A 22,354-nucleotide genomic window follows, 5' to 3' on the forward strand; every position below is an offset into this window, starting at 1 on the left:
TCGGGCAACCGGAGCAGCATACAACGGCTGCACCCGTAGAGCGAAACTACCACGGCAGCTCAGGGGCCCGGTCCCCTCCCGCTTCCGGTGGACACCGCCCCGGGGTCTACGCTGCGTGCCACGTCCAGCAGCTCTAGGAGGCGCGGTGGCGCAGGTGCCGCAGACATTCTTCGATGCTCTCGCGGTGCGCACCTGGTGCGGTCTCGCGCTGGAGACACTGGGGCGGGCGCGTGAGGAGATCGACGCCATCAACGTCTACCCGGTGGCGGACGGCGACACGGGCACCAACCTGTATCTGACCCTGGAGTCGGCGGCCGCGGCGGTCGAGGCGGTGTTCGCGGGGCACGCGGCGGGACCGGTGAGCGCGACGGGCCTGGACGCCGCCGGGTCCGGTGCCACGGGCTCCGAGGGCCCGACGCTCGCCGACGCCGCCCGGGCGATGGCGCACGGCGCGCTCATCGGCGCCCGCGGGAACTCCGGGACGATCCTCGCCCAGCTGCTGCGCGGCATGGCCCAGGTGCTGGCCGACGAGGACGCCCCCGCCGACGGCCGCGGTCTGCGGCTCGCCCTGCGGCAGGCCGCCGACTCCGCCCGCCGGGCCGTCGCCCACCCCGTCGAGGGCACGGTCCTCACGGTCGCCTCGGCCGCCGCCGAAGCCGCGGACGCCGCGGAGGGCGACTGCGGGACCGTGGCCCGGGCGGCCTACGGCGGAGCCCGCACGGCCCTCGCCGCGACCCCGGGCCAGCTGCCCGTCCTGGAGCGCGCCGGGGTGGTCGACGCCGGGGGACGGGGGCTGGTCGCGGTGCTCGGGGCGCTGGTGGAGACGTTCACGGGGGAGAGGGCGCGAGGGGTGGTGGGGACTTCGGCAACCGCTTTCGGGGGCCCTGCTTCCTCCCCGGGCCCTGCTTCCTCCGTGGGCTCCGCGCCCGTCGACGGCGGCACCGGCGAGTGCGATCTCGCCGGCACCGGCGAAGGCACGGGCAGTGGCCCGGGCGAGGGTGCCGACGGCGCCGTCGCGGTGCCCGGAGCGGAGGGGCCCGCCTTCGAGGTGATCTACCTCCTGGACGCCGAGGACACGGCCGTGGAGCGGCTGCGGGAGCGGCTCGACGCCCTCGGGGACTCCCTCGTCGTCGTCGGCGGCGACGGGCTGTGGAACGTGCACGTCCATGTCGACGACGCGGGCGCCGCTGTCGAGGCCGGCATCGAGGCCGGGCGCCCCCACCGCATCCGCATCACGCACTTCGGAGCCGGTGACGTGCACACCACCGGCGCCGAGCGGCCGCCACGGGAGCGAGCCGAGCGGGCGATCGTGGCCGTCGTGCCCGGTGAGGGGCTGGCCGGGCTGTACGCGGAGGCCGGTGCGACGACCGTGCTCGCCCGCCCCGGGGAGCCGCCCGCGAGCGGCGAGCTCGTCCAGGCCGTACGGCGGGCCCACGCGCGCGAGGTCGTGCTGCTGCCCAACGACGCCGACCTGCGGCACACGGCTGCGGCGGCCGCCGAGCAGGTCCGCGCGGAGGGCGTCCGGGTCGCCCTGATCCCGACCCGCTCGGCGGTCCAGGGCATCGCGGCGCTGGCCGTGCACGAGCCGGACCGCCGCTTCGACGAGGACGTCGTGTCCATGACCTCGGCCGCCGGGGCCACCCGCTACGCCGAGGTCACCGTCGCCGAACGGCAGTCCTGGACGATGGCGGGCATCTGCCAGGCCGGCGACGTCCTGGGCCTGATCGACGGGGACGTGGTCGTGATCGGCTCGGACGTCACGGTCGTCGCCGAGGCCGTCCTGGACCGCATGCTCTCGGCCGGCGGAGAGATGGTCACCCTGGTCCTCGGCGACGACGTCCCCGACACCGTCGCCGAGCACCTGGAGGGCCGGGTCCGCGAGGGCTACCTCGCCGTCGACACGGTGCTGTACCGGGGCGGACGGCAAGGGGCCCTGCTCCTCATCGGCGTGGAGTAGGCCCAGGGCCTCGTCAGTCCGGTCGCTCCGTCAACAGGCGCAGCAGCTGCTCCGCCTCCGCCCGGCGGAGTCGCGCCGTCCCGGCTTCGCCGTCCCCGTCGCCCGCCACCGCCCCGTCGTCGTACTCCTCGTACGCCGCCAGCACCGCACGCGCGCGTGCCACCGCCTCGGCGCGGCGGTCCAGGTCGGCCTCCAGCCGGCCCGCGGCCAGTTCCGCGCCGGTGCGGCTGTGCAGGGCGCCGTCGCCGAGGGAGGCGAACACCTCGGCCGAGCACACCGCGTGGCCCAGCGCCTCCTCGAACAGGTCCCGGTCCGCGGTGCCTTCGGCGTCCTCGACCGCGGAGCGGGCGAGCAGGTCGCCGAACTGTCCGTGCGTATGGCCGAGTTCGGCGACGAGCCGCCGCCGGGTCTCCTCGTCGGGCGCTGCGTCCCGTCCCGTTTCGCACGTGCGGAGCGCTTCCGCCATCAGGGTGCGTGCCGCGTCCGTCCCGCCCGCGGTGTCCAACGCCAGCCAGGCACGGGCGCGCAGGGAGCGGACCAGGCCGTGGGTGTCGCCGAGGGCGCGCCACAGCTCGCCCGCGCGGGCGTAGGCACGGTCCGCCTCGGCGGGCAGTCCGGCCTGCCCGAGGGACTCCCCGGCGAGATGGGCGAGGGTGGCGTGGTCGTGCTGCTCGGGCCAGTGCCGGGCGATCTCGGCGGCCTGCAGACGCCGTTCGGCCGCCGCCCGGTGCTCACCGAGCTCGCTCAGGCAGTCGCCGAGCCACCACAGCGTCTGCACGACCGCCCCGTCGCCGTGCGTCTCGGCGGTCAGGTCGGGCAGCGCCGACTCCAGCACCTCCGCGGCCTCGGCCCACCGTCCCTGCCGCAGCAGGAACCCGCCGAGCTGCTGTCGCGCCCAGGCACCCAGCGTCGCCGACTCGCCCGCCTCGTCGGCCCAGTGGGCGGCCTCCAGGGCGTGCGCGGCGGCCTCCTCGGCGTCGCCCCGGCCGCCGACGACCTCGGCGAGCTGGAGGTGGAGCTGAGCCCGCCCGGGCGCCTCCAGCTGCGCTCCGCCGTGCTCCAGGGCCGCTCGCAGTGCCCGCTCGGTCTCCGCCGCGTCTCCGAGGTGGTGGGCCAGGGACGCCAGACGGGCCTCGTACTCCACCGCGAACCACGGCAGCCCCGCCGCCACGAACGCCGCCGCGCCCCGCGCCAGCAGCTCCGCGGCCGTCTCCAGGTCCCCGGCCAGACCGGCCAGCTCCCCGAGTATCGCCTGCGCCTCGGCGGCCCGCGCGGCCAGCCGTACGTCCTCCCCGGTCCGGCCGTCCACGAGCGCCAGGACCTCACGGGCGGCGGCCCCGGCCTCGGCGAGTGCCGCCGCGTCGCCGGCGGTCTCGTGCGCCCGCCGCGTCAGGATCCGCGCCCGGCTCATCACGACCGACGCCGTCTGCCGCATCCCCGTGCCCTCCGCGGCGTACAGCGCGAGGACCTCGTCGTACAGGCCCGCCACCGCCGCGACGGCACCGTCCACGTCACCCCCGAGCGCGCGGACGTACGCCCCCCGCGCGCGTGCCGCGAGGGCCTCGCCCGGGTCGCCCGCCTCCGCGTACAGCTCCGCGGCCCGCTCGAAGAGCGCGGCGCCCTCCGGACCGAGGGACATCGCCTCGTGGTCCGCCATCTCGGCCCGGTCGCGCGGGGCCGGCTCGGTGCCCTTCGCGGCCTCGGCGGCGGCCGCCCACGCCTCCACGGCGTTCGGCCGCAGGGTGTCCGACAGCCGCCGCGCCTCGGCCAGCAGCGCGGCCGGGTCCGCCTGCCCGGTGACGTGGACCGGGACCTGCGGGGGAGCGGGCGGGGGAACCGGCCGTACCGAGCGCACGCCCAGCGGCAGCCGCTCCACCAGCGGCCGGCCCGCCATGCGCGCGCGTGCCCGCTCGCTCACGTGCCCGGTGCCGTTGCGCGCGTCGAAGCGCGCCGCCAGGGCGAGGGCCCCCGCACGCGCGTGCGCGGCGAGGTCTCGCGCGCTCCACTCCCGGCCGGGCGGCCCCGGCACCTGCCGCTCACCCAGCCCGAGCGCGGTCAGCCGGTCCATGAGCAGCGCCACCACGCTCATGAAGTCCAGCTTGCTCCGCGGATGCCCGTCGTCCGTGAAGTACGCCGGGCGTTCCGCCAGCAGTTCCAGGCCCCGCGCCTCGTTGCCGGTCAGCGCGCAGAACTCCACGTGGTCCGCGTACGCGCCGCGCATGCTCTCCATGGCCCGTACGAGCCGGAAGCCCCGCAGGTGGTTGGCCCGGGCCTCGTCGAGGCGGCCCAGCCGCAGCAGTGGCACCAGGGAGGACGCCAGGACCGTGTGCGGCTCGTGGGCGCAGGCGTACTCGCCCTCCAGCACCGGCTCCCACAGCCGGAGCGCCTCCGCGTCCCGCCCCCTCTCCGCCTGCCACCAGCCCTGGCCGTGCAGCTCGCAGGCGTGGCAGTCGGCCATGGCGTCCCGGTCGGCGGCCAGCCACGCCGCGTACGCCCGCTCGGCCCGCGCCACGTCCCCCACGTGCGCGGCCACACTGTGCTCGGCGCTGCGCACGGCCCGCTCGGAGTGCCCGGCGAGCCGGTAGCGGTGCTCCATCTCGCCGAGCCACTTCTCGATCGACGCGAGCGGGATGTGCGGCTGGTCGAGCATGCCGGCCGAGACCCATTTGAAGACCCAGTGCAGGGAGTGCGTCTCGTACGCGTCGAAGTCCTCGGGCCGTTCGTCCCACATGCGCAGCAGACGCGCGAAGGGGACGAACATCTTCCCCTTCTCGGAGCTGTAGTTGTAGACCTTCAGCTGGTGCCCCAGCGCCTCGATCACGGCCAGCGGGATGTTCAGCTTCTCGGCCGCCGCCAGCAGCTCCTCCGCACGCGCGTTGCGGGCCGGCCCCTCCGGCTGCCCGGAGTTCTCCGCCATCGCCGCGCGCAGGGTGTCGAAGTCCTCGATCTCCGTCATGCCCGACCGTCCTCGCTGTGTGTGGCCCACTCCAGGAGGCCGATGAACGCGCGGTTGAGCAGCGCCGAGTCGGCCGGCCGCAGCGGCCGCTGCGCCATCAGCAGCGCCTGCCCGTACAGCGACTCCGCGGCCGTGCCGATCAGTTCCGCATCGGGCAGCGCGCTGATCCGCCGCACGAGGGGGTTGAGATGGTTGAGCACCAGCCGCGCGCGGGGTGCGCCGCCCCGCAGGGAGCCGAGGATGCCCGCCCACAGGTCGTCGGCCCGCTCCTCGGCGTCCGCCCGGGCCTGCTCGTGCCGGGCGTCCCGGTCGTCGAGGTGCAGCGCGGGCACGGAGAGCGGGTGGAAGGCCCGCAGGACGACGTCGCAGCCGAGCGGGTCGAGCCGGGCGCGGGCCGCCGCCAGGAAGCCGGACAGGGCCAGTTCCTCGGCCGGATCCACGGCGTCCAGGTGCGCGGTGACCGTCTCCGCGTCCAGCTCGGCGACCACGGTGCCCGGCCGCACCGACGGCAAGGCCTCCACCAGCTCGCTGTCGTACGTGTAGCCCCCGTTGACCACGCCGATGCCCTGGGCGGACGCGATCGGCGCGACCTGCCGGTACTCCTCGACGGTCCGCGTGAAGTGCACCACCGGGTGCCGCTGCGCGAACTCCTCCAGGGACAACCGCCCGTCGGTCGTCTCGAACGGCAGCCACGGCAGCATCGTGCGCAGCATCTCCCGGTCGTGCCGGGCCAGCGACTTCACGCCCAGGTGGTGCACCGCCAGGAACGCGGCCAGCCGCTCCGGATCGCCGGCCGCCAGCCCGGTCAGCCAGGCCCGGATCCGCTCGCCCAGCGCCTCGCGCACACCGGCCAGCGTCTCGTCCTCGTACAGCGCCTCGCGGGACGCCGTGGGCCGCAGACTGTCCGTGTCGAGCACACAGCGCACGAAGAACGCCCAGTCGGGCAGCAGCTGTTCGGCCCGCTCGGTCAGCAGCATGCCCTTGAGGTGCACCCGGTGCCCCGCGCGCCGGGCCGGGCTCACCGCCGACGGCAGCACGTACGCCACCCCGCGCACGCCTGCCAGCGGCACGGACAGGTCGATCGTGTCCAGCGGGGTGAAGCCGAACAGGTCGTGGCAGTGCCGGGCCAGGGCGACCCGGCGCGCGGCCGGGCCCGGATACGGACGGTCCCAGGGCGCCGGGAGGTCGGTGACCGCCTCGTCGCCGACCCGGACGTCGTACGGCAGCAGCGACCCGAAGTCCCGGGCCAGCGCCACGACCCGCGCGGGCGCGAGCCACTCCGCGGAACCCGCCCGGGCCACCAGGTGCACGGTGGTGCCCGGTTCGGGCCGCTCGGCGTCCGGCAGCGTCCGCACGGTGTACGAACCGTCGTCGGACGCCGTCCACTCCACCGGCGGCGCCCCGGGCGTACGGGCGCTGCGGCTGACGACCCGGATCCGCCCGGCGACGACGAAACAGGCCAGCAGTCCGATGCCGAACTGCCCGAGGAAGTCCGACCGGACCTCCTGGAGCCCCTCGGCCCGCTTGGAGCTGCGCCCGATGGTGGCCAGCAGGTCGTGCACGTCCGCCTCGGTGAGGCCCACGCCGGTGTCCTCGACCCGCAGCGCGCCGCCCTCGGCGTACAGCCGGATCCGGGCCGGAGCGTCGGGTTCCGTCGCGCGTCTGGCCGTGATGGCGTCGACGGCGTTCTGCAGCAGCTCCCGCAGATACACCTTCGGACTGGAGTAGAGGTGGTGGGAGAGCAGGTCCACCAGACCACGCAGGTCGACCTGGAACGTATGAGGTGACGGGGGCGAATGGGGTGCCTGGGACGGCTGTGAGGTCTGGGAGTCCATCATCACGGCGCCGGTGGGGGACTCGCGACGGCGCGGGGTCGGGCGGTCCCGGTGGGGCGGTGACCGCGGAAGAGGGCCGGGAGCGCGTCATCCTAAGGCCCGAACCAGCCGCCTGACCAGGGGTTTCCGGGATCTTTACGGCGATCCGGCCGCGGCCGCGCGCCGATGTCAGTGGCGTGGTGTGCAATGGATCTCGTGCCCGCACTGCAAGAACCCCTGCGCCAGCCGCTGAAGTCGGTGCTCGGCCCCGCCACCGCGAAGGTGATGGCCGAGCACCTCGGCCTGCTCACCGTCGGTGACCTCCTGCACCACTACCCGCGCAGATACGAGGAGCGCGGCCAGCTCACCCACCTCGCCGACCTCCCCATGGACGAGCACGTCACCGTGGTCGCTCAGGTCGCCGACGCCCGGCTGCACACCTTCGCCTCCGCCAAGGCCCCGCGCGGCAAGGGCCAGCGCCTGGAGGTCACGATCACGGACGGCAGCGGCCGGCTCCAACTGGTCTTCTTCGGCGCGGGCGTCCACAAGCCCCACAAGGAACTCCTGCCGGGCACCCGCGCGATGTTCGCCGGCAAGGTCTCCGTCTTCAACCGCCGCCTTCAACTCGCACATCCTGCCTATGAGTTGCTCCGGGGCGACCCGGAGGAGTCCGTCGAGACCTGGGCGGGCGCCCTGATCCCGATCTACCCCGCCACCGCCAAGCTGGAGTCCTGGAAGATCGGCAAGGCGATCCAGACGGTCCTGCCCACCGCCCAGGAGGCCGTCGACCCGCTCCCGGACACCCTGCGCGAGGGCCGGGGCCTGGTCCCGCTCCCCGAAGCCCTCCTCAAGATCCACCGCCCGCACACCAAGGCGGACATCGAGGACGCCCGCTCCCGCCTCAAGTGGGACGAGGCCTTCGTCCTCCAGGTCGCCCTGGCCCGCCGCCGCCACGCGGACGCCCAACTCCCCGCCGTCCCCCGCAAGCCCGCCCCGGACGGCCTCCTCACCGCCTTCGACGCCCGTCTCCCCTTCACCCTCACCGACGGCCAGCAGCGCGTCTCCGCGGAGATCTTCGACGACCTGGCCACCAGCCATCCGATGCACCGGCTGCTGCAGGGGGAGGTGGGTTCGGGCAAGACGATGGTCGCGCTGCGCGCCATGCTCGCCGTGGTCGACGCCGGCGGCCAGGCCGCCCTGCTCGCGCCGACCGAAGTCCTCGCCCAGCAGCACCACCGGTCCGTCGTCGAGATGATGGGCGAGCTGGCCGAGGGCGGGATGCTGGGCGGTGCCGAGCAGGCCACCAAGGTCGTGCTGCTCACCGGTTCCATGGGAGCGGCCACCCGGCGGCACGCCCTGCTCGACCTCACCACCGGCGAGGCCGGCATCGTCATCGGCACGCACGCGCTGATCGAGGACAAGGTGCAGTTCCACGACCTGGGCCTGGTCGTGGTCGACGAACAGCACCGCTTCGGCGTCGAGCAGCGTGACGCCCTGCGCGGCAAGGGCAAGCAGCCTCCGCATCTGCTGGTCATGACCGCCACACCCATCCCGCGCACGGTCGCCATGACGGTCTTCGGCGACCTGGAGACCTCCGTCCTGGACCAGCTGCCGGCCGGGCGCTCCCCGATCGCCAGCCATGTGGTCCCGGCCGCCGACAAACCCCACTTCCTGTCCCGCGCCTGGGAAAGGGTCCGCGAGGAAGTGGAGAACGGCCACCAGGCCTACGTCGTCTGCCCCCGCATCGGCGACGAGGAGGACGACCCGAAGAAGTCCAGGAAGAAGTCCCCCGAGGACGAGGCGGAGAAGCGCCCGCCGCTCGCCGTCCTCGACGTGGCCGACCACCTGGTCAAGGGGCCTCTCCAGGGCCTGCGCGTGGAAGTGCTGCACGGCCGCATGCACCCTGACGACAAGGACGCCGTCATGCGCCGCTTCGCCGCCGGAGACACCGACGTCCTGGTCGCCACGACGGTCATCGAGGTCGGCGTCAACGTCCCGAACGCCACCGCCATGGTGATCATGGACGCCGACCGCTTCGGCGTCTCCCAGCTCCACCAGCTGCGCGGCCGCGTCGGCCGCGGCTCGGCCCCCGGCCTGTGCCTGCTGGTCACGGAGATGCCCGAGGCGAGCGCGGCCCGCCAGCGCCTCAACGCCGTCGCCTCCACCCTCGACGGCTTCGAGCTCTCCCGCATCGACCTGGAACAGCGCCGCGAGGGAGACGTCCTCGGCCAGGCCCAGTCCGGGGCCCGGACCTCCCTGAAGGTCCTCGCCGTCATCGAGGACGAGGAGATCATCGCGGAGGCGAGGCAGGAGGCGACGGCTGTCGTGGCCGCCGACCCGGAGCTGACCCGTCTCCCGGCACTACGGACGGCTCTGGATGCCCTTCTGGACGAGGAGAGGGAGCAGTACCTGGAAAAGGGGTGAGTGACGCCCACCCAGGGGCGCGGGGAACTGCGCGACCAGCCACACTGAACCTTGATGCGACCCACGAGCAAGGACCCGAGATGACCCGCGTGATCGCCGGCACGGCCGGCGGACGCCGCCTGGCCGTCCCGCCAGGAACAGGAACCCGCCCCACATCGGACCGCGCCCGAGAGGGCCTCTTCTCCACCTGGCAGTCCCTCCTCGGCGGCCCCCTGGACGGCGAACGCGTCCTCGACCTCTACGCCGGATCGGGAGCCGTGGGCCTGGAGGCCCTCTCCCGGGGCGCCGGACACACCCTCCTCGTCGAGGCCGACGCCAAGGCCGTCAGGACGGTCCGCGAGAACGTCAGGAACCTCGGCCTCCCCGGCGCCGAGGTCAGAGCGGGCAAAGCGGAACAGATCATCCGCACCCCACCCCCCGGGGACCCCTACGACCTGGTCTTCCTCGACCCCCCGTACGCCGTCACGGACGACGATCTTCGGGAGATCCTCCTCACACTCCGCACAGAGGGCTGGCTCGCCGGGGAAGCCCTCGTCACCGTGGAGCGCAGCACCAGAGGCGGTGAATTCCGGTGGCCCGAGGGTTTCGAACCCCTCCGGGCCCGTCGCTACGGCGAGGGAACGTTTTGGTACGGTCGCGCCGCCTCTACGTGCGAAGACGCACGATGACCGGACCGGAGAGCGAGGGATCACAAGTGCGCCGCGCCGTCTGTCCCGGGTCGTTCGACCCGATCACCAACGGACACCTCGACATCATCTCCCGCGCCTCCAGGCTGTACGACGAGGTCTACGTCGCGGTGATGATCAACCAGGCCAAGAAGGGCCTGTTCGAGATCGAGGAGCGGATCGACCTGATCCGCCAGGTCACCGCCGAGTACGGCAACGTCCGCGTGGAGGCCTTCCACGGCCTGCTCGTCGACTTCTGCAAGCAGCGCGACATCCCCGCCATCGTCAAGGGCCTGCGCGCGGTCAGCGACTTCGACTACGAACTGCAGATGGCCCAGATGAACAACGGCCTCTCGGGCGTGGAGACCCTCTTCATCCCCACCAACCCCACCTACAGCTTCCTGTCGTCCTCCCTGGTCAAGGAGGTCGCGACCTGGGGCGGAGACGTCTCCCACCTGGTGCCCGCCGAGGTCCTCCAGGTCCTCACCGAGCGCCTGAAGCGGGACTGAACCGGCCCTGAACCGGCCCCGGAGGCTCCCCCGGGGGCTGACTGCCCGTCACCCGGTGTTCCGGGGTGATGTCATGGCCGTACAGTCGTCCCGTCCGTCTCCAACGCATCTGTAGAGAGTGGCGAGCACACGGTGGACGTGCAGAAGAAGCTCGACGAGATCGTCTCCGCGGTCTCCGGCGCCCGGTCCATGCCCATGTCGGCCTCGTGCGTGGTCAACCGCGCCGAACTGCTCGCGATGCTGGAAGAGGTGCGCGCGGCGCTGCCCGACTCCCTCGCCCAGGCCCAGGAGCTGATCGGCGGGCGCGAGCAGATGGTCGAGCAGGCCCGCCAGGAGGCCCAGCAGATCATCGAGAGCGCGCACGCCGAGCGCGGCTCTCTGATCTCCGGCACCGAGGTCGCCCGCCGCTCCCAGGCCGAGGCCGACCGGATCCTCGCCGAGGCCCGCCAGGAGGCCGAGGAGATCCGCGCCGAGGCCGACGAGTACGTCGACTCCAAGCTCGCCAACTTCGAGGTCGTCCTCACCAAGACCCTGGGCTCCGTCGGCCGCGGCCGCGAGAAGCTCCTGGGCACCGGCCCCGGCGTCGACGAGCAGGGCTACGAGGACGAGGACGCCCCCGAGCGCAGCCACGACCCGCAGACCCAGCGCCGCAGCGCCGACGAGTACGTCGACATCAAGCTCGGCGCCTTCGAGGCGGTGCTCGCCAAGACCCTGGAGGCCGTCGGCCGCGGCCGGCAGAAGCTGCACGGCCGGATCGCCACCGACGACCTCGGCGCCCTCGCCGACGACGCGAGCACCGTCCAGCACTCCAGCGACGCCGACTACCTCGCCGACCTGGCCGCCCTCGCCGAGCAGGAGACCCCGGCCGGGCAGCCCGCCCAGCAGCAGGACTACGCACAGCCGGCGTACGCCCCGGCCGCCGGCTACGCCCCGGCGGGAAGCGACCCGGTCCAGCAGCCGGATCCGTACGGCGGCTACCCGCAGCAGGCCTACGCGGCCCAGCAGGACCCCTACGGCTACCAGCACGCCGATCCCTACGCCTACCAGGGCTACGACCCCCAGCAGGCGGCCTACGACCCGAACCAGGCCCAGCAGCAGCCGCAACAGCAGGGCCATCACGCCCAGCAGGGGTACGCCCTCGACGAGACGAGCCTCTTCGACACCGGCATGATCAGCGCCGAGCAGTTGCGGGCCTACGAGCAGGGTCGCGGGCAGGGCTGAACCCCGGATTGGGCCGAGAGCGAAAGGTCCAGTATCCTGGCTCTTCGGTCGCGCGTACGTCCGCGATCCACGCTGCCCGGGAACGACGAAAGGCAGCGTCCCCCCAAGCTCAGCAGACCGAAAGTTGGAATGGCCCTGAACGCCCGCCTCGACCACCGCAACCCCCTCGTGTTCGACACACACGAGCTGGGCCGGCGGCCTGGTGCGCTGCAGCGCCTGACCCGCACGGTCGAGGCTCCCAAGGACTTCGGTATCAAGGGAGTCATCGGAGTGCCGGAAGGCGCCCCGGTGGAGCTCGAACTCCGTCTGGAGTCGGTCATGGAAGGGGTGCTCGTCACAGGCACCGCCCGTGCCGCGGCCGAGGGGGAGTGCGTAAGGTGTCTGGAGCCGCTCGAGCAGGAGCTCGAAGCGGAGTTCCAGGAGATGTTCTCGTACCCTGACGCCGACGACCGGGGCCGCGTGATCGCGGAACCGGGCGACGACGCCGAGGACGACGAGGACAGGCTCTTCCTCGAGGACGGCTTGTTCGACCTCGAGCCCGTGCTGCGTGATGCGGTGGTGCTCGCACTGCCGATGCAGCCGGTGTGCCGGGAAGACTGCCCCGGGCTGTGTGCCGAGTGCGGCGCGCGGCTGGCGGACGACCCGGACCACCACCATGACGCCGTCGACATCCGTTGGGCGGCATTGCAGGGACTCGCCGGCACCATGAAGGACGGCGAGAAGGACGAGATGAGCGGCGCTGACGCGGAAGCGGGCGTCGACGAGAAGCAGGAGAAGTAGCCGTGGCTGTTCCGAAGCGGAAGATGTCGCGCAGCAACACGCGCCACCGCCGGTCGCAGTGGAAGGCTGCGGTCCCCACCCTGGTTGCGTGCGAGCGCTGCCACGAGCCCAAGCAGCAGCACATCGCGTGCCCGTCGTGCGGCACCTACAACAAGCGCCAGGTCCTCGAGGTCTGAGCGGCTGGTGAGAGGCACTGTGTCCACGCCTAAGAACAAGTCTTCCCGTGCGAGCGGGAATGCTCCGGCGGACAGCCAGGCCTCGTCCCACACGCTTCTGGAAGGGCGGCTCGGCTACAAGCTCGAGTCCGCCCTTCTGGTGCGCGCACTGACCCACCGGTCGTACGCATACGAGAACGGCGGTCTGCCGACCAACGAGCGTCTGGAGTTCCTCGGGGACTCCGTCCTCGGCCTCGTGGTCACGGACACGCTGTACCGCACCCACCCGGACCTCCCAGAAGGCCAACTGGCCAAGCTGCGGGCCGCGGTGGTCAACTCGCGTGCGCTCGCCGAGGTGGGCCGTGGGCTCGACCTGGGCTCCTTCATCCGGCTCGGCCGGGGTGAAGAGGGCACGGGCGGCCGGGACAAGGCGTCCATCCTCGCCGACACCCTCGAAGCGGTGATCGGCGCGGTCTACCTGGACCAGGGGCTGGACTCGGCGGCGGAGCTGGTGCACCGCCTGTTCGACCCCCTGATCGAGAAGTCCTCGAACCTCGGAGCCGGCCTGGACTGGAAGACCAGTCTCCAGGAGCTCACCGCGACCGAGGGGCTCGGCGTTCCCGAGTACCTGGTCACGGAGACCGGCCCCGACCACGAGAAGACCTTCACTGCTGCCGCCCGCGTCGGAGGCGTCTCGTACGGCACCGGCACCGGCCGCAGCAAGAAGGAGGCGGAGCAGCAGGCCGCCGAGTCCGCATGGCGGTCCATCCGGGCCGCGGCGGACGAGCGCGCCAAGGCGGCGAAGGACGCCGAGGCGACGCAGACGGCAGCCGCTCAGGCCGCCCAGACGGTCACCGACGGCAGCGTCGGCGGCTGACCGCCGCCGCCCGTACCGCGGGCGGCACACCGCGCACCCGAGCGCCCGCCCCTGCCCGGGGCGGGCGCTCGCGTCATCCACAGGTCCGTGACGGGGGAGCCATGCCCGAGTTGCCCGAGGTCGAGGTCGTACGGCGCGGTCTCGAGCGGTGGGTCGCCCACCGGACCGTCGCCGAGACCGAGGTGCTGCACCCGCGCGCGGTGCGCCGCCACCTCGCCGGTGCGGACGACTTCGCGCACCGCCTCAAGGGCCACCGCATCGGCGTCCCCAGCCGCCGCGGCAAGTACCTGTGGCTGCCCCTGGAGGACACCGACCAGTCGATCCTCGCCCACCTGGGCATGAGCGGCCAGCTCCTGGTCCAGCCGCACACCGCCCCGGACGAGAAGCACCTGCGCATCCGCGTCCGCTTCACCGACGCCCTGGAGACCGAACTGCGCTTCGTCGACCAGCGCACCTTCGGCGGTCTCTCGCTGCACGAGACCACCCCCGACGGCCTGCCCGACGTCATCGCGCACATCGCCCGGGACCCGCTCGACGAACTCTTCGACGACGAGGCCTTCCACCAGGCGCTGCGCCGCAAGCGGTCCACCATCAAGCGGGCCCTGCTCGACCAGTCACTGATCAGCGGCGTCGGCAACATCTACGCCGACGAGGCCCTCTGGCGGGCCCGCATCCACTACGAGCGCCCGACCGCGACCTTCACCCGCCCCCGTACCCTGATGCTCCTGGGCCACGTACGGGACGTGATGAACGCGGCCCTGGCGGTGGGCGGCACCAGCTTCGACAGCCTCTACGTCAACGTCAACGGCGAGTCGGGCTACTTCGACCGGTCGCTCGACGCGTACGGGCGTGAGGGCCTGCCCTGCCGGCGCTGCGGCACGCCCCTGCGCCGACGGCCCTGGATGAACCGGTCGAGCTACTACTGCCCGACGTGCCAGCGGCCGCCGCGGATCACGCCCTAGCGGAGTCGTACCGCTCGCGCGCGGCCAGGACCTCTTCCATGCTGCCCTCCACGAAGTGGATCAGGGCGAGCAGCCGCTCGGCCACCTCGCGCCCCAGCGGCGTCAGTTCGTAGTCCACGCGGGGCGGGTTGGTCGGCTGGGCCTCTCGGTGCACCAGGCCGTCGCGCTCCAGGGCGTGCAGCGTCTGGGACAGCATCTTCTCGCTCACGCCATCGACCCGTCGGCGCAGTTCGTTGAAGCGCAGCGAACCCTCGTACAGGGCGCCGAGCGCGAGGCCGCCCCAGCGGCCCGTGACGTGCTCCAGCGTGCCGCGCGAGGGGCAGGCCTTGGCGAACACGTTGAACGGAAGGTCGCCGAGGCCCTCCGAGAGCTCCTGGGTGGTGGTCATGCGAACAGGGTACGCCAGCACAGCGCTAACCGACAGGTTGCACTAACCAGAAGTTAGTGCTTTCCTTTGGTCACCGTCAGAGACCTGCCTATTTCAGGAGTACTCACGTGACCACCCCTGTCGTTTCCCTCGCCTACCACTCGGGCTACGGCCACACCGCCGTCATCGCCGAGGCCGTCCGGGACGGTGCCGTCGAAGCCGGTGCCGAGGTGCACCTGATCCGCGTCGACGAGATCACCGAGGAGCAGTGGGCGGTCCTCGACCGCTCGGACGCCATCGTGTTCGGCTCGCCGACCTACATGGGCACCGCGTCCGGCGCCTTCCACGTCTTCGCGGAGGCCACGTCGAAGCGCTGGGCGACCCAGGCCTGGAAGGACAAGCTGGCCGCGGGCTTCACCAACTCCGCGTCCAAGAGCGGCGACAAGCTGCACACCCTGCAGTACTTCCAGATCCTCGCCGCCCAGCTCGGCATGCACTGGGTGAACCTGGGTCTGCTCCCGGGCTGGAACAGCAGCACCGGATCCGAGCAGGACCTCAACCGTCTCGGCGTCTTCGCGGGCGCGGCCGCTCAGACCAACGCCGACGAGGGCCCCGAGGCGGTCCACAAGGCCGACATCGCCACGGCCGAGGCACTGGGCCGCCGGGTGGCGGAGACGGCGAGGGTGTTCCGCAGGGGCCTGGCCGCCGCCTGAGCGCGGACGGGACTCAGTCGTCGAAGAAGTGATGGGCCGGGCTTCTGACCTGGTGTTGTGTCATCGACCAACGCTGCGACCTGCGACTTTGCCGTCGGTGGTCGCCAGCGTCGGTCGTCGTCGAGCACTCTTCGACGGCCCAGGGACGGCCCCGTTCCGAAAACACGGCAGAGGGGTGTCCGGCCGCTGATACGGTCCCCGAGTGGTGGATCTCGTGGGGGTGCTTCAGCTCCTCGGCGCCGGCAGCGCGGGGGCAGTTGTCACCCAGTACGTCAGCGCTGCCCCGGAGCGTCGTCAGGCTCGTGCCGCTGCTCGCAGCGCGATGACGACTCTGGAAGAAGCGGTTTGGTCCCAAGGCGACCCCGAAGAGTGGCGTCGGCTCCGCAGGGCGGTTCACGCTTTCGAGTCCGCCGCCATGATCGCCGGGGTGCCACGCGACGTGTCCGAGTGGTACGCGAGGACTCGTGTGGCCTTCTACTTGGAAAGCCGGCGCAGCTTCGAGGAGTACCCCGATCCTGAGTACGGCGGGGGCCTGGCGACCCGATACGTCAGAGGCCTGAACGCGGCGAGCGAGGTTGTCCATCACGCGCTCTGGCATCCACGACGCTCGCGACTCCTCCGGAGAGCACGTCTCAAGAGAGCCATGGCGGACGCCCGAGCCGCCGTAGCCGATTCACCTGAGCTGCTTCGGAACCTCGACGAACGCGCCAAGATCTGAGTGCTGGGCGTGCCCGGCGTGCTCGGCGTGAACCCCATGCCGTCGAGCGGGACACGGACACGGCGGCCCCTGGGGTCTCCTAGGTCTCTGACCTGCGGTTATCTCAGTAGCCGAAGTTCTGGGTCCACCAGGGGCCGCCCGAGCCGAGCTCGACGCCGACGCCCAGGGTTTTGAAGTCGCAGTTCAGGATGTTCGCGCGGTGGCCGGGGCTGTTCATCCAGGCGTCCATCACGGCGGCGGCATCGGCCTGGCCGCGGGCGATGTTCTCGCCGCCGAGGTTGGATATCCCGGCCTTCTCGGCCCGGTCCCACGGCGTGCGGCCGTCCGGGTCGGTGTGGTCGAAGAAGCCCCGCGCGGCCATGTCCTCGCTGTAGCTCTGCGCCAGGCCGGTCAGCGCGCTGTTGGCGGCGACCGGGCTGCAGCCCACCTTGGCCCGCTCCTCGTTCACGAGGCTCAGGACCTGGGCCGCGGCGGCGGACTCCCCGGACAGGGCGGCGGAGGCGTCGGGCTTCCCGGGCGCCTTCGTGGCCGTCCGGGAGGGCGTGCTCTGCGGCTTCTCGCTCGGAGTGGCCGCCGGCTTCTTCTTCTCCGGGGTCTTCTTCTCCTGCGTCTTCTCGGGCTTCTGCGGCGTCTTCGTCGGCGCGGCCGAGGTCTTCGAGGCCGACGGCGACGGCGTACCGGAACGCTCGGTGCCGCGGCTGGTGGACGTCTCGTCCCGGCTGTCGGCGCTGCCGGACGTGCCGCCCTGCTCGATCGGGGTGTTCGTGGGCGTGTCTCCGGCCTGGACGTTGTCGGCCCCGCCGCCCCCGCCGAGCTTGTAGTTGTCGAGGCCGGGCACGGCGCCCGTGGCGACCGCGACCGTGCCGAGGGCGACGGCGGCGGAGACACCGAGCAGGCCGGTCCGCATCGGCCGGGCGGTCTTCTTGCGGCGTCGGTGCGCGCCCGCGCGGCGGGCGCCGCCGTCGGGGGTGAAGCCGTCGGAGCCGAAGCCGTCGGAGCCGAAGCCGTCCGAACCGAAACCGTCGCTCGGGAACACGGTCGTGTCCGTGAAGCGGTCACCGGCCGGGGAGGCCTCCGCGCCGAACAGGTAGGCCTCGCTCCTGGCGCGGGTCTCGGCGTACGCCTCCGGGTTCAGATAGGGCGCGATGCCCATCGTCGGGGCGTCGTCCGCGGTGTACAGCGGGCCGTGGCGCTCCGCGAAGCCGTCGGGGTGGGTGATTCCCGTGGCGCGGCCCGTGGCGGCGCGGCCGGCGTCGGAGCGTCGGTGGCGTCCCATGTCCTGGCCTTCCTCGTCCTGGCGGTCGACTCGTCCTCGAGATCAACACCAAACTCACTCGATCGTGTGAGTTTCATATGAGATTCGTTGAGGGGGGACGGTACCGCATGGCGCAAGGGGAGGAAGTGCCCGGAGGGAGATTGGGCGGTTAGGTTGCAGTCATGAGCGAAGATGTGCGACTGGTCGCCTGGGTGCGGGGACGCGTCCAAGGTGTGGGTTTCCGCTGGTTCACGCGGGCCAAGGCGTTGGAGATCGGCGGCCTGAGTGGTTTTGCTCTCAATTTGGGCGATGGGCGGGTCCAAGTGGTCGCCGAGGGGGCGCGCGAGGGCTGCGAAGGCCTTCTGGAGTGGCTGCACGGCGACGACACGCCCGGCCGCGTGGAAGGCGTCACCGAGATCTGGGACACACCCCGCGGCGGTTACGAGGGCTTCGCCATCCGCTGATCAGGCCCGCCGGGCGGCCCCCAGGGCCACCCGCGCACGGGGCGCGGGAGGCCGCCCCGAGGAGAAACTCGCTGGTGATTGCCGGAACCGCTTGCCTCGGCGCGCTCCGCACGCAAGGATGATCGCCACGCCCCGAGGGCCCCGCAGAAGCCGCCGTACGGCCGTTCCAGGCCGCGCGCGCCCGGGCCGCCCCTTGATACGGGGCGTGATCGTGTTGACCGTCAAACTTTTTGGTGAGACGCTGAAAGCCCCGCGCACCTTAGCTGTTTGGCATGGCTGAACGGCAGTACAACTCCAGGCCCTGCCAAGACCGCGGGTGCGAATCCCTCACGACCCACACCGCAGCGGTCGGTCACGCATTGTGGAGGACCATCCATCATGGCAAAGGCGCTTCTCGGTTACGTCGGCGGCTCCGACCCGCGACTCCTCGCCGAGATGCGACGGCTCCAGCAGCGCGTCCAGGACCTGGAATCCGAGCTCGGACGGATCCAGGCGGAGAACGAAGCGCTGACGGCTGCCGCTTCTCACGACAGGATCATGGAGAGCGTTGACGCACACCAGGCGGAGCCTGCGCTCACCTGATCACTGCACCGCTCCACATCGGCACAGCAGTGGTCGGGGCGACCCGTCACCATCGCCTGGTTGTCAGAAGTGCAAGGGACGCCCCGCCGGCGTCCCTTCTTTCTTGCCCCCGCATCCTTTCACCGTCTTTAACGTCTGATGTGCCCTGCGCGTTCAGCGGTGAAACCGTGGGTTCATGGAGTGAGACCGACCCGGGCGGTAGAGTCCGGCGGCGTGCACCTCAAGGCCCTGACCCTCCGTGGGTTCAAGTCGTTCGCCTCGGCGACCACCCTCCGGTTCGAGCCGGGGATCACGTGCGTCGTCGGACCGAACGGCTCGGGCAAGTCCAACGTCGTCGACGCGCTCAGCTGGGTCATGGGCGAGCAGGGCGCCAAGTCGCTGCGCGGCGGCAAGATGGAGGACGTCATCTTCGCCGGCACCACCGGCCGCCCCCCGCTGGGCCGGGCCGAGGTGTCCCTGACCATCGACAACTCCGACGGTGCCCTGCCCATCGAGTACGCCGAGGTCACCATCACGCGGATCATGTTCCGCAACGGCGGCAGCGAGTACCAGATCAACGGCGACACATGCCGTCTCCTCGACATCCAGGAGCTCCTCTCCGACTCCGGCATCGGCCGCGAGATGCACGTGATCGTCGGGCAGGGCCAGCTCGACTCCGTGCTGCACGCCGACCCCATGGGCCGGCGCGCGTTCATCGAGGAGGCCGCAGGCGTCCTCAAGCACCGCAAGCGCAAGGAGAAGGCGCTGCGCAAGCTGGACGCGATGCAGGCCAACCTCGCCCGCGTGCAGGACCTCACCGACGAACTCAGGCGCCAGCTCAAGCCGCTCGGCCGCCAGGCCGCCGTCGCCCGCCGGGCCGCCGTCATCCAGGCCGACCTGCGCGACGCCCGCCTGCGCCTGCTGGCCGACGACCTCGTGCGGCTCCAGGAGGCGCTCAAGGCCGAGGTCGCCGACGAGGCCGCGCTGAAGGAGCGCAAGGAGTCCGCCGAGCAGGACCTGCGCAGGGCGCTCCAGCGCGAGGCCCTCCTGGAGGACGAGGTCCGGCAGCTCGCACCACGCCTCCAGCGCGCCCAGCAGACCTGGTACGAGCTCTCCCAGCTCGCCGAACGGGTGCGCGGCACGATCTCCCTCGCCGACGCCCGGGTGAAGAGCGCCACCTCCGCGCCCCCCGAGGAGCGACGCGGCCGCGACCCCGAGGACATGGAGCGCGAGGCCGCCCGCATCCGTGAGCAGGAGGCCGAGCTGGAGGCGGCCCTGGATGCGGCCGAACGCGCTCTGGAGGACACGGTCGCCCACCGCGCCGAGCTGGAGCGGGCGCTCACCGAGGAGGAACGGCGCCTGAAGGACGCCGCTCGTGCCATCGCCGACCGGCGTGAGGGACTGGCCCGTCTCAGTGGCCAGGTCAACGCCGCCCGCTCCCGCGCCGCCTCCGCCCAGGCCGAGATCGAACGCCTGGCCGCCGCCCGCGACGAGGCGCAGGAACGTGCCGTCGCCGCCCAGGAGGAGTACGAGGCCCTCAAGGCCGAGGTCGAGGGCCTCGACGCCGGCGACGCCGATCTCGCCCGGCAGCACGAGTCCGCGAAGCAGCAGCTCTCCGACGCCGAGGCCGCCCTCACGGCGGCCCGCGAGGCCGCCACGGCGGCGGAACGGCGGCGCGCCGCCACCCAGGCCCGTCACGAGGCCCTCGCCCTGGGCCTGCGCCGCAAGGACGGCACCGGCATACTGCTCGCGGCGAAGGACCGCCTCTCCGGCCTGCTCGGCCCGGCGGCGGAACTCCTGACGGTGACCCCGGGCCACGAGGTCGCTGTCGCCGCGGCCTTCGGAGCGGCGGCGGACGCGCTCGCCGTGACGACCCCGGCATCCGCGGCCGACGCGATCCGGCTCCTCCGCAAACAGGACGGGGGCAGGGCCACCCTGATCCTGGCGGGAGAGGAGGCCCTCAGCGGCGCGGGGAACGGCGCGGCCGGCCACGACGGCCCCGCGGACGCCCGCCACACCTACGCCGCGGACCTGGTGCGCGGCCCCTCCGACCTCATGCCGGCCGTCCGCCGGCTGCTCCACGGCGTCGTCGTCGTCAGTACCCTCGAAGACGCCGAAGACCTCGTATACGGCAACCCCCACCTCACCGCGGTCACCGCCGAGGGCGACCTCCTCGGCACCCACGTCGCCCACGGCGGCTCCGCCGGCGCCCCCAGCCTCCTCGAAGTGCAGGCCTCCGTCGACGAGGCCGCCGCCGAGCTGGAAGAGCTGGCCGTCCGCTGCGAGGAGCTGAGCGAGGTCCAGCACGCGGCCGTCGAGCGGCGCAAGGAAGCCGCCGCCCTGGTCGAGGAACTGGGGGAGCGGCGCCGGGCCGCCGACCGGGAGAAGTCGGCCGTCGCCCAGCAGCTCGGCCGCCTCGCCGGTCAGGCGCGGGGCGCGGCGGGGGAGGCCGAGCGGTCCACCGCCGCGGCGGCCCGGGCGCAGGACGCCCTCGACAGGGCACTCGAAGAGGTCGAGGAACTCGCCGAGCGGCTCGCCGTCGCCGAGGAGATGCCGATCGACGAGGAGCCCGACACCTCCGTGCGGGACCGGCTCGCCGCCGACGGTGCCAACGCGCGCCAGACCGAGATGGCGGCCCGGCTCCAGGCCCGTACGCACGAGGAACGCGTCAAGGGGCTGGCCGGACGGGCCGACTCGCTGGACCGGGCCGCCCGCGCGGAACGCGAGGCACGCGCGCGTGCCGAGCAGCGCCGGGCCCGGCTGCGCCACGAGGCGGCAGTCGCCGAGGCCGTCGGCGCGGGGGCGCGGCAGCTCCTCGCGCACGTCGAGGTCTCCCTGGCCCGTGCCGACCGGGAGCGCACCGCCGCCGAGGCCGCCAAGGCCCGCCGCGAGCAGGAACTCGCCCGTGCCCGCACCGAGGGGCGCGATCTCAAGGCCGAGCTCGACAAGTTGACGGATTCGGTTCACCGCGGCGAGGTACTCGGCGCCGAGAAACGGCTGCGCATCGAGCAGCTGGAGACCAAGGCACTGGAGGAGCTGGGTGTCGAACCGGCCGGACTGGTGGCGGAGTACGGACCGCACCAGCTCGTGCCGCCCTCGCCCCCCGCCGAGGGCGAGGAGCTGCCGGAGGACCCGGAGCACCCGCGCAACCGGCCGAAGCCGTATCTCCGGTCCGAACAGGAGAAGCGCCTGAAGTCGGCCGAGCGTGCCTACCAGCAGCTCGGCAAGGTGAACCCGCTCGCCCTGGAGGAGTTCGCGGCGCTGGAGGAACGCCACCAGTTCCTCAGCGAGCAGCTGGAGGACCTGAAGAAGACGCGGGCGGATCTCCTCCAGGTGGTGAAGGAGGTCGACGAGCGCGTCGAGCAGGTCTTCACCGAGGCGTACCGCGACACGGCCCGGGAGTTCGAGGGCGTCTTCAGCCGGCTGTTCCCCGGCGGTGAGGGCCGGCTGGTCCTGACCGACCCCGACAACATGCTCACCACGGGCGTGGACGTCGAGGCGCGTCCGCCGGGAAAGAAGGTCAAGCGGCTCTCGCTGCTTTCGGGCGGGGAGCGGTCGCTGACGGCGGTGGCGATGCTGGTGTCGATCTTCAAGGCGCGGCCGAGCCCGTTCTACGTCATGGACGAGGTCGAGGCGGCCCTCGACGACACCAACCTCCAGCGGCTCATCCGGATCATGCAGGAGCTCCAGGAAGCCTCCCAGCTGATCGTGATCACGCACCAGAAGCGCACGATGGAGGTCGCCGACGCGCTCTACGGCGTCTCCATGCAGGGCGACGGTGTGTCGAAGGTCATCAGCCAGCGCCTGCGCTAGATGCGTGCGCGTTACACCCGCCTTACCTGCGCTTCTCTCTGGCTTCAACACTTGAACACATTGCCCCCACACTCCTGCCTCAGGTTCACAGTCACTCACCTATTGACTTAGAAACTTGAAGGCATAGTCTCGGCAACGTTCCT

At 72.4% G+C, this 22,354-nt stretch carries 18 protein-coding genes; 14 read left to right on the forward strand and 4 right to left on the reverse strand.

The annotated features are described in order from the left end of the window. Nucleotides 1–145: 145 nt before the first annotated feature. The gene (locus ACFV20_RS20020) at nucleotides 146–1,957 is read left to right on the forward strand and encodes a DAK2 domain-containing protein (RefSeq protein ID WP_385658329.1); all 1,812 of its coding nucleotides are present in this window, start codon (nucleotides 146–148) and stop codon (nucleotides 1,955–1,957) included. A gap of 13 nt (nucleotides 1,958–1,970) precedes the next feature. Here the strand turns inward: ACFV20_RS20020 and ACFV20_RS20025 are convergent, their stop codons facing one another. Then, nucleotides 1,971–4,913 (reverse strand): tetratricopeptide repeat protein, encoded by a 2,943-nt coding sequence (locus tag ACFV20_RS20025; protein WP_385658331.1) that lies wholly within the window; start codon nucleotides 4,911–4,913, stop codon nucleotides 1,971–1,973. Then, complete coding sequence (locus ACFV20_RS20030; RefSeq protein ID WP_385658497.1) at nucleotides 4,910–6,748, reverse strand: HSP90 family protein; 1,839 nt, start codon at nucleotides 6,746–6,748, stop codon at nucleotides 4,910–4,912. The genes ACFV20_RS20025 and ACFV20_RS20030 overlap by 4 nt, the downstream gene beginning before the upstream one ends. Before the next feature lie 186 nt (nucleotides 6,749–6,934). Here ACFV20_RS20030 and recG point away from each other — a divergent pair, with 186 nt between their 5' ends. The 8 genes from recG (at nucleotide 6,935) to mutM (ending at nucleotide 14,320) form a co-directional block, all read left to right on the forward strand. After that, nucleotides 6,935–9,151: an ATP-dependent DNA helicase RecG gene (recG, locus tag ACFV20_RS20035; protein ID WP_385658333.1), complete on the forward strand. Its 2,217-nt coding sequence runs from the start codon at nucleotides 6,935–6,937 to the stop codon at nucleotides 9,149–9,151. Between the two features lie 80 nt (nucleotides 9,152–9,231). Beyond that, nucleotides 9,232–9,819 (forward strand): 16S rRNA (guanine(966)-N(2))-methyltransferase RsmD, encoded by a 588-nt coding sequence (gene rsmD / locus ACFV20_RS20040; RefSeq protein WP_385658334.1) that lies wholly within the window; start codon nucleotides 9,232–9,234, stop codon nucleotides 9,817–9,819. Nucleotides 9,820–9,845: 26 nt separating this feature from the next. Further along, on the forward strand, nucleotides 9,846–10,325 hold the full coding sequence (gene coaD, locus ACFV20_RS20045) for a pantetheine-phosphate adenylyltransferase (RefSeq protein ID WP_366711448.1): 480 nt from the start codon (nucleotides 9,846–9,848) through the stop codon (nucleotides 10,323–10,325). A gap of 132 nt (nucleotides 10,326–10,457) precedes the next feature. Next, the gene (locus ACFV20_RS20050; RefSeq protein WP_385658335.1) at nucleotides 10,458–11,546 is read left to right on the forward strand and encodes a cell division initiation protein; all 1,089 of its coding nucleotides are present in this window, start codon (nucleotides 10,458–10,460) and stop codon (nucleotides 11,544–11,546) included. A 129-nt stretch (nucleotides 11,547–11,675) separates the two neighbouring features. Continuing rightward, nucleotides 11,676–12,326 carry a YceD family protein gene (locus tag ACFV20_RS20055; RefSeq protein WP_385658336.1) on the forward strand — a complete coding sequence of 217 codons (651 nt, stop codon included), beginning with the start codon at nucleotides 11,676–11,678 and terminating at the stop codon, nucleotides 12,324–12,326. A gap of 2 nt (nucleotides 12,327–12,328) precedes the next feature. Continuing rightward, the gene (gene rpmF, locus ACFV20_RS20060; RefSeq protein WP_003951102.1) at nucleotides 12,329–12,502 is read left to right on the forward strand and encodes a 50S ribosomal protein L32; all 174 of its coding nucleotides are present in this window, start codon (nucleotides 12,329–12,331) and stop codon (nucleotides 12,500–12,502) included. A gap of 7 nt (nucleotides 12,503–12,509) precedes the next feature. Then, on the forward strand, nucleotides 12,510–13,358 hold the full coding sequence (rnc, locus tag ACFV20_RS20065; protein WP_385658337.1) for a ribonuclease III: 849 nt from the start codon (nucleotides 12,510–12,512) through the stop codon (nucleotides 13,356–13,358). Nucleotides 13,359–13,459: 101 nt separating this feature from the next. After that, a complete protein-coding gene (gene mutM / locus ACFV20_RS20070; protein ID WP_385658339.1) occupies nucleotides 13,460–14,320 on the forward strand; it encodes a bifunctional DNA-formamidopyrimidine glycosylase/DNA-(apurinic or apyrimidinic site) lyase in 861 nt (286 codons plus the stop codon). On the opposite strand, the gene ACFV20_RS20075 is transcribed toward mutM, so the two are convergent. After that, a complete protein-coding gene (locus tag ACFV20_RS20075) occupies nucleotides 14,310–14,708 on the reverse strand; it encodes a winged helix-turn-helix transcriptional regulator (protein ID WP_385658341.1) in 399 nt (132 codons plus the stop codon). The two genes, mutM and ACFV20_RS20075, sit on opposite strands and share 11 nt — an antisense overlap. A 107-nt stretch (nucleotides 14,709–14,815) precedes the next feature. On the opposite strand from ACFV20_RS20075, the gene ACFV20_RS20080 reads away from it, so the two are divergent. Together ACFV20_RS20080 and ACFV20_RS20085 are read left to right on the forward strand one after the other, a co-directional pair. Next, nucleotides 14,816–15,400 carry a flavodoxin family protein gene (locus ACFV20_RS20080; RefSeq protein ID WP_385658342.1) on the forward strand — a complete coding sequence of 195 codons (585 nt, stop codon included), beginning with the start codon at nucleotides 14,816–14,818 and terminating at the stop codon, nucleotides 15,398–15,400. Nucleotides 15,401–15,602: 202 nt separating this feature from the next. Beyond that, the gene (locus tag ACFV20_RS20085) at nucleotides 15,603–16,118 is read left to right on the forward strand and encodes a hypothetical protein (RefSeq protein WP_385658343.1); all 516 of its coding nucleotides are present in this window, start codon (nucleotides 15,603–15,605) and stop codon (nucleotides 16,116–16,118) included. 103 nt (nucleotides 16,119–16,221) lie between these two features. Here the strand turns inward: ACFV20_RS20085 and ACFV20_RS20090 are convergent, their stop codons facing one another. Beyond that, a complete protein-coding gene (locus ACFV20_RS20090; protein ID WP_385658344.1) occupies nucleotides 16,222–17,394 on the reverse strand; it encodes a CAP domain-containing protein in 1,173 nt (390 codons plus the stop codon). 161 nt (nucleotides 17,395–17,555) lie between these two features. On the opposite strand from ACFV20_RS20090, the gene ACFV20_RS20095 reads away from it, so the two are divergent. From ACFV20_RS20095 to smc, 3 genes are all read left to right on the forward strand, one after another. Beyond that, nucleotides 17,556–17,837: an acylphosphatase gene (locus ACFV20_RS20095; protein ID WP_385658346.1), complete on the forward strand. Its 282-nt coding sequence runs from the start codon at nucleotides 17,556–17,558 to the stop codon at nucleotides 17,835–17,837. A 378-nt stretch (nucleotides 17,838–18,215) separates the two neighbouring features. After that, the gene (locus ACFV20_RS20100) at nucleotides 18,216–18,419 is read left to right on the forward strand and encodes a hypothetical protein (protein ID WP_030852030.1); all 204 of its coding nucleotides are present in this window, start codon (nucleotides 18,216–18,218) and stop codon (nucleotides 18,417–18,419) included. Between the two features lie 213 nt (nucleotides 18,420–18,632). After that, nucleotides 18,633–22,211, forward strand: coding sequence for a chromosome segregation protein SMC (smc, locus tag ACFV20_RS20105; RefSeq protein ID WP_385658347.1), 3,579 nt, complete (start codon nucleotides 18,633–18,635; stop codon nucleotides 22,209–22,211). Nucleotides 22,212–22,354: the final 143 nt, after the last annotated feature.

It is taken from the genome of Streptomyces sp. NPDC059696, from assembly GCF_042733745.1.
Classification (GTDB): Bacteria; Actinomycetota; Actinomycetes; order Streptomycetales; family Streptomycetaceae; genus Streptomyces.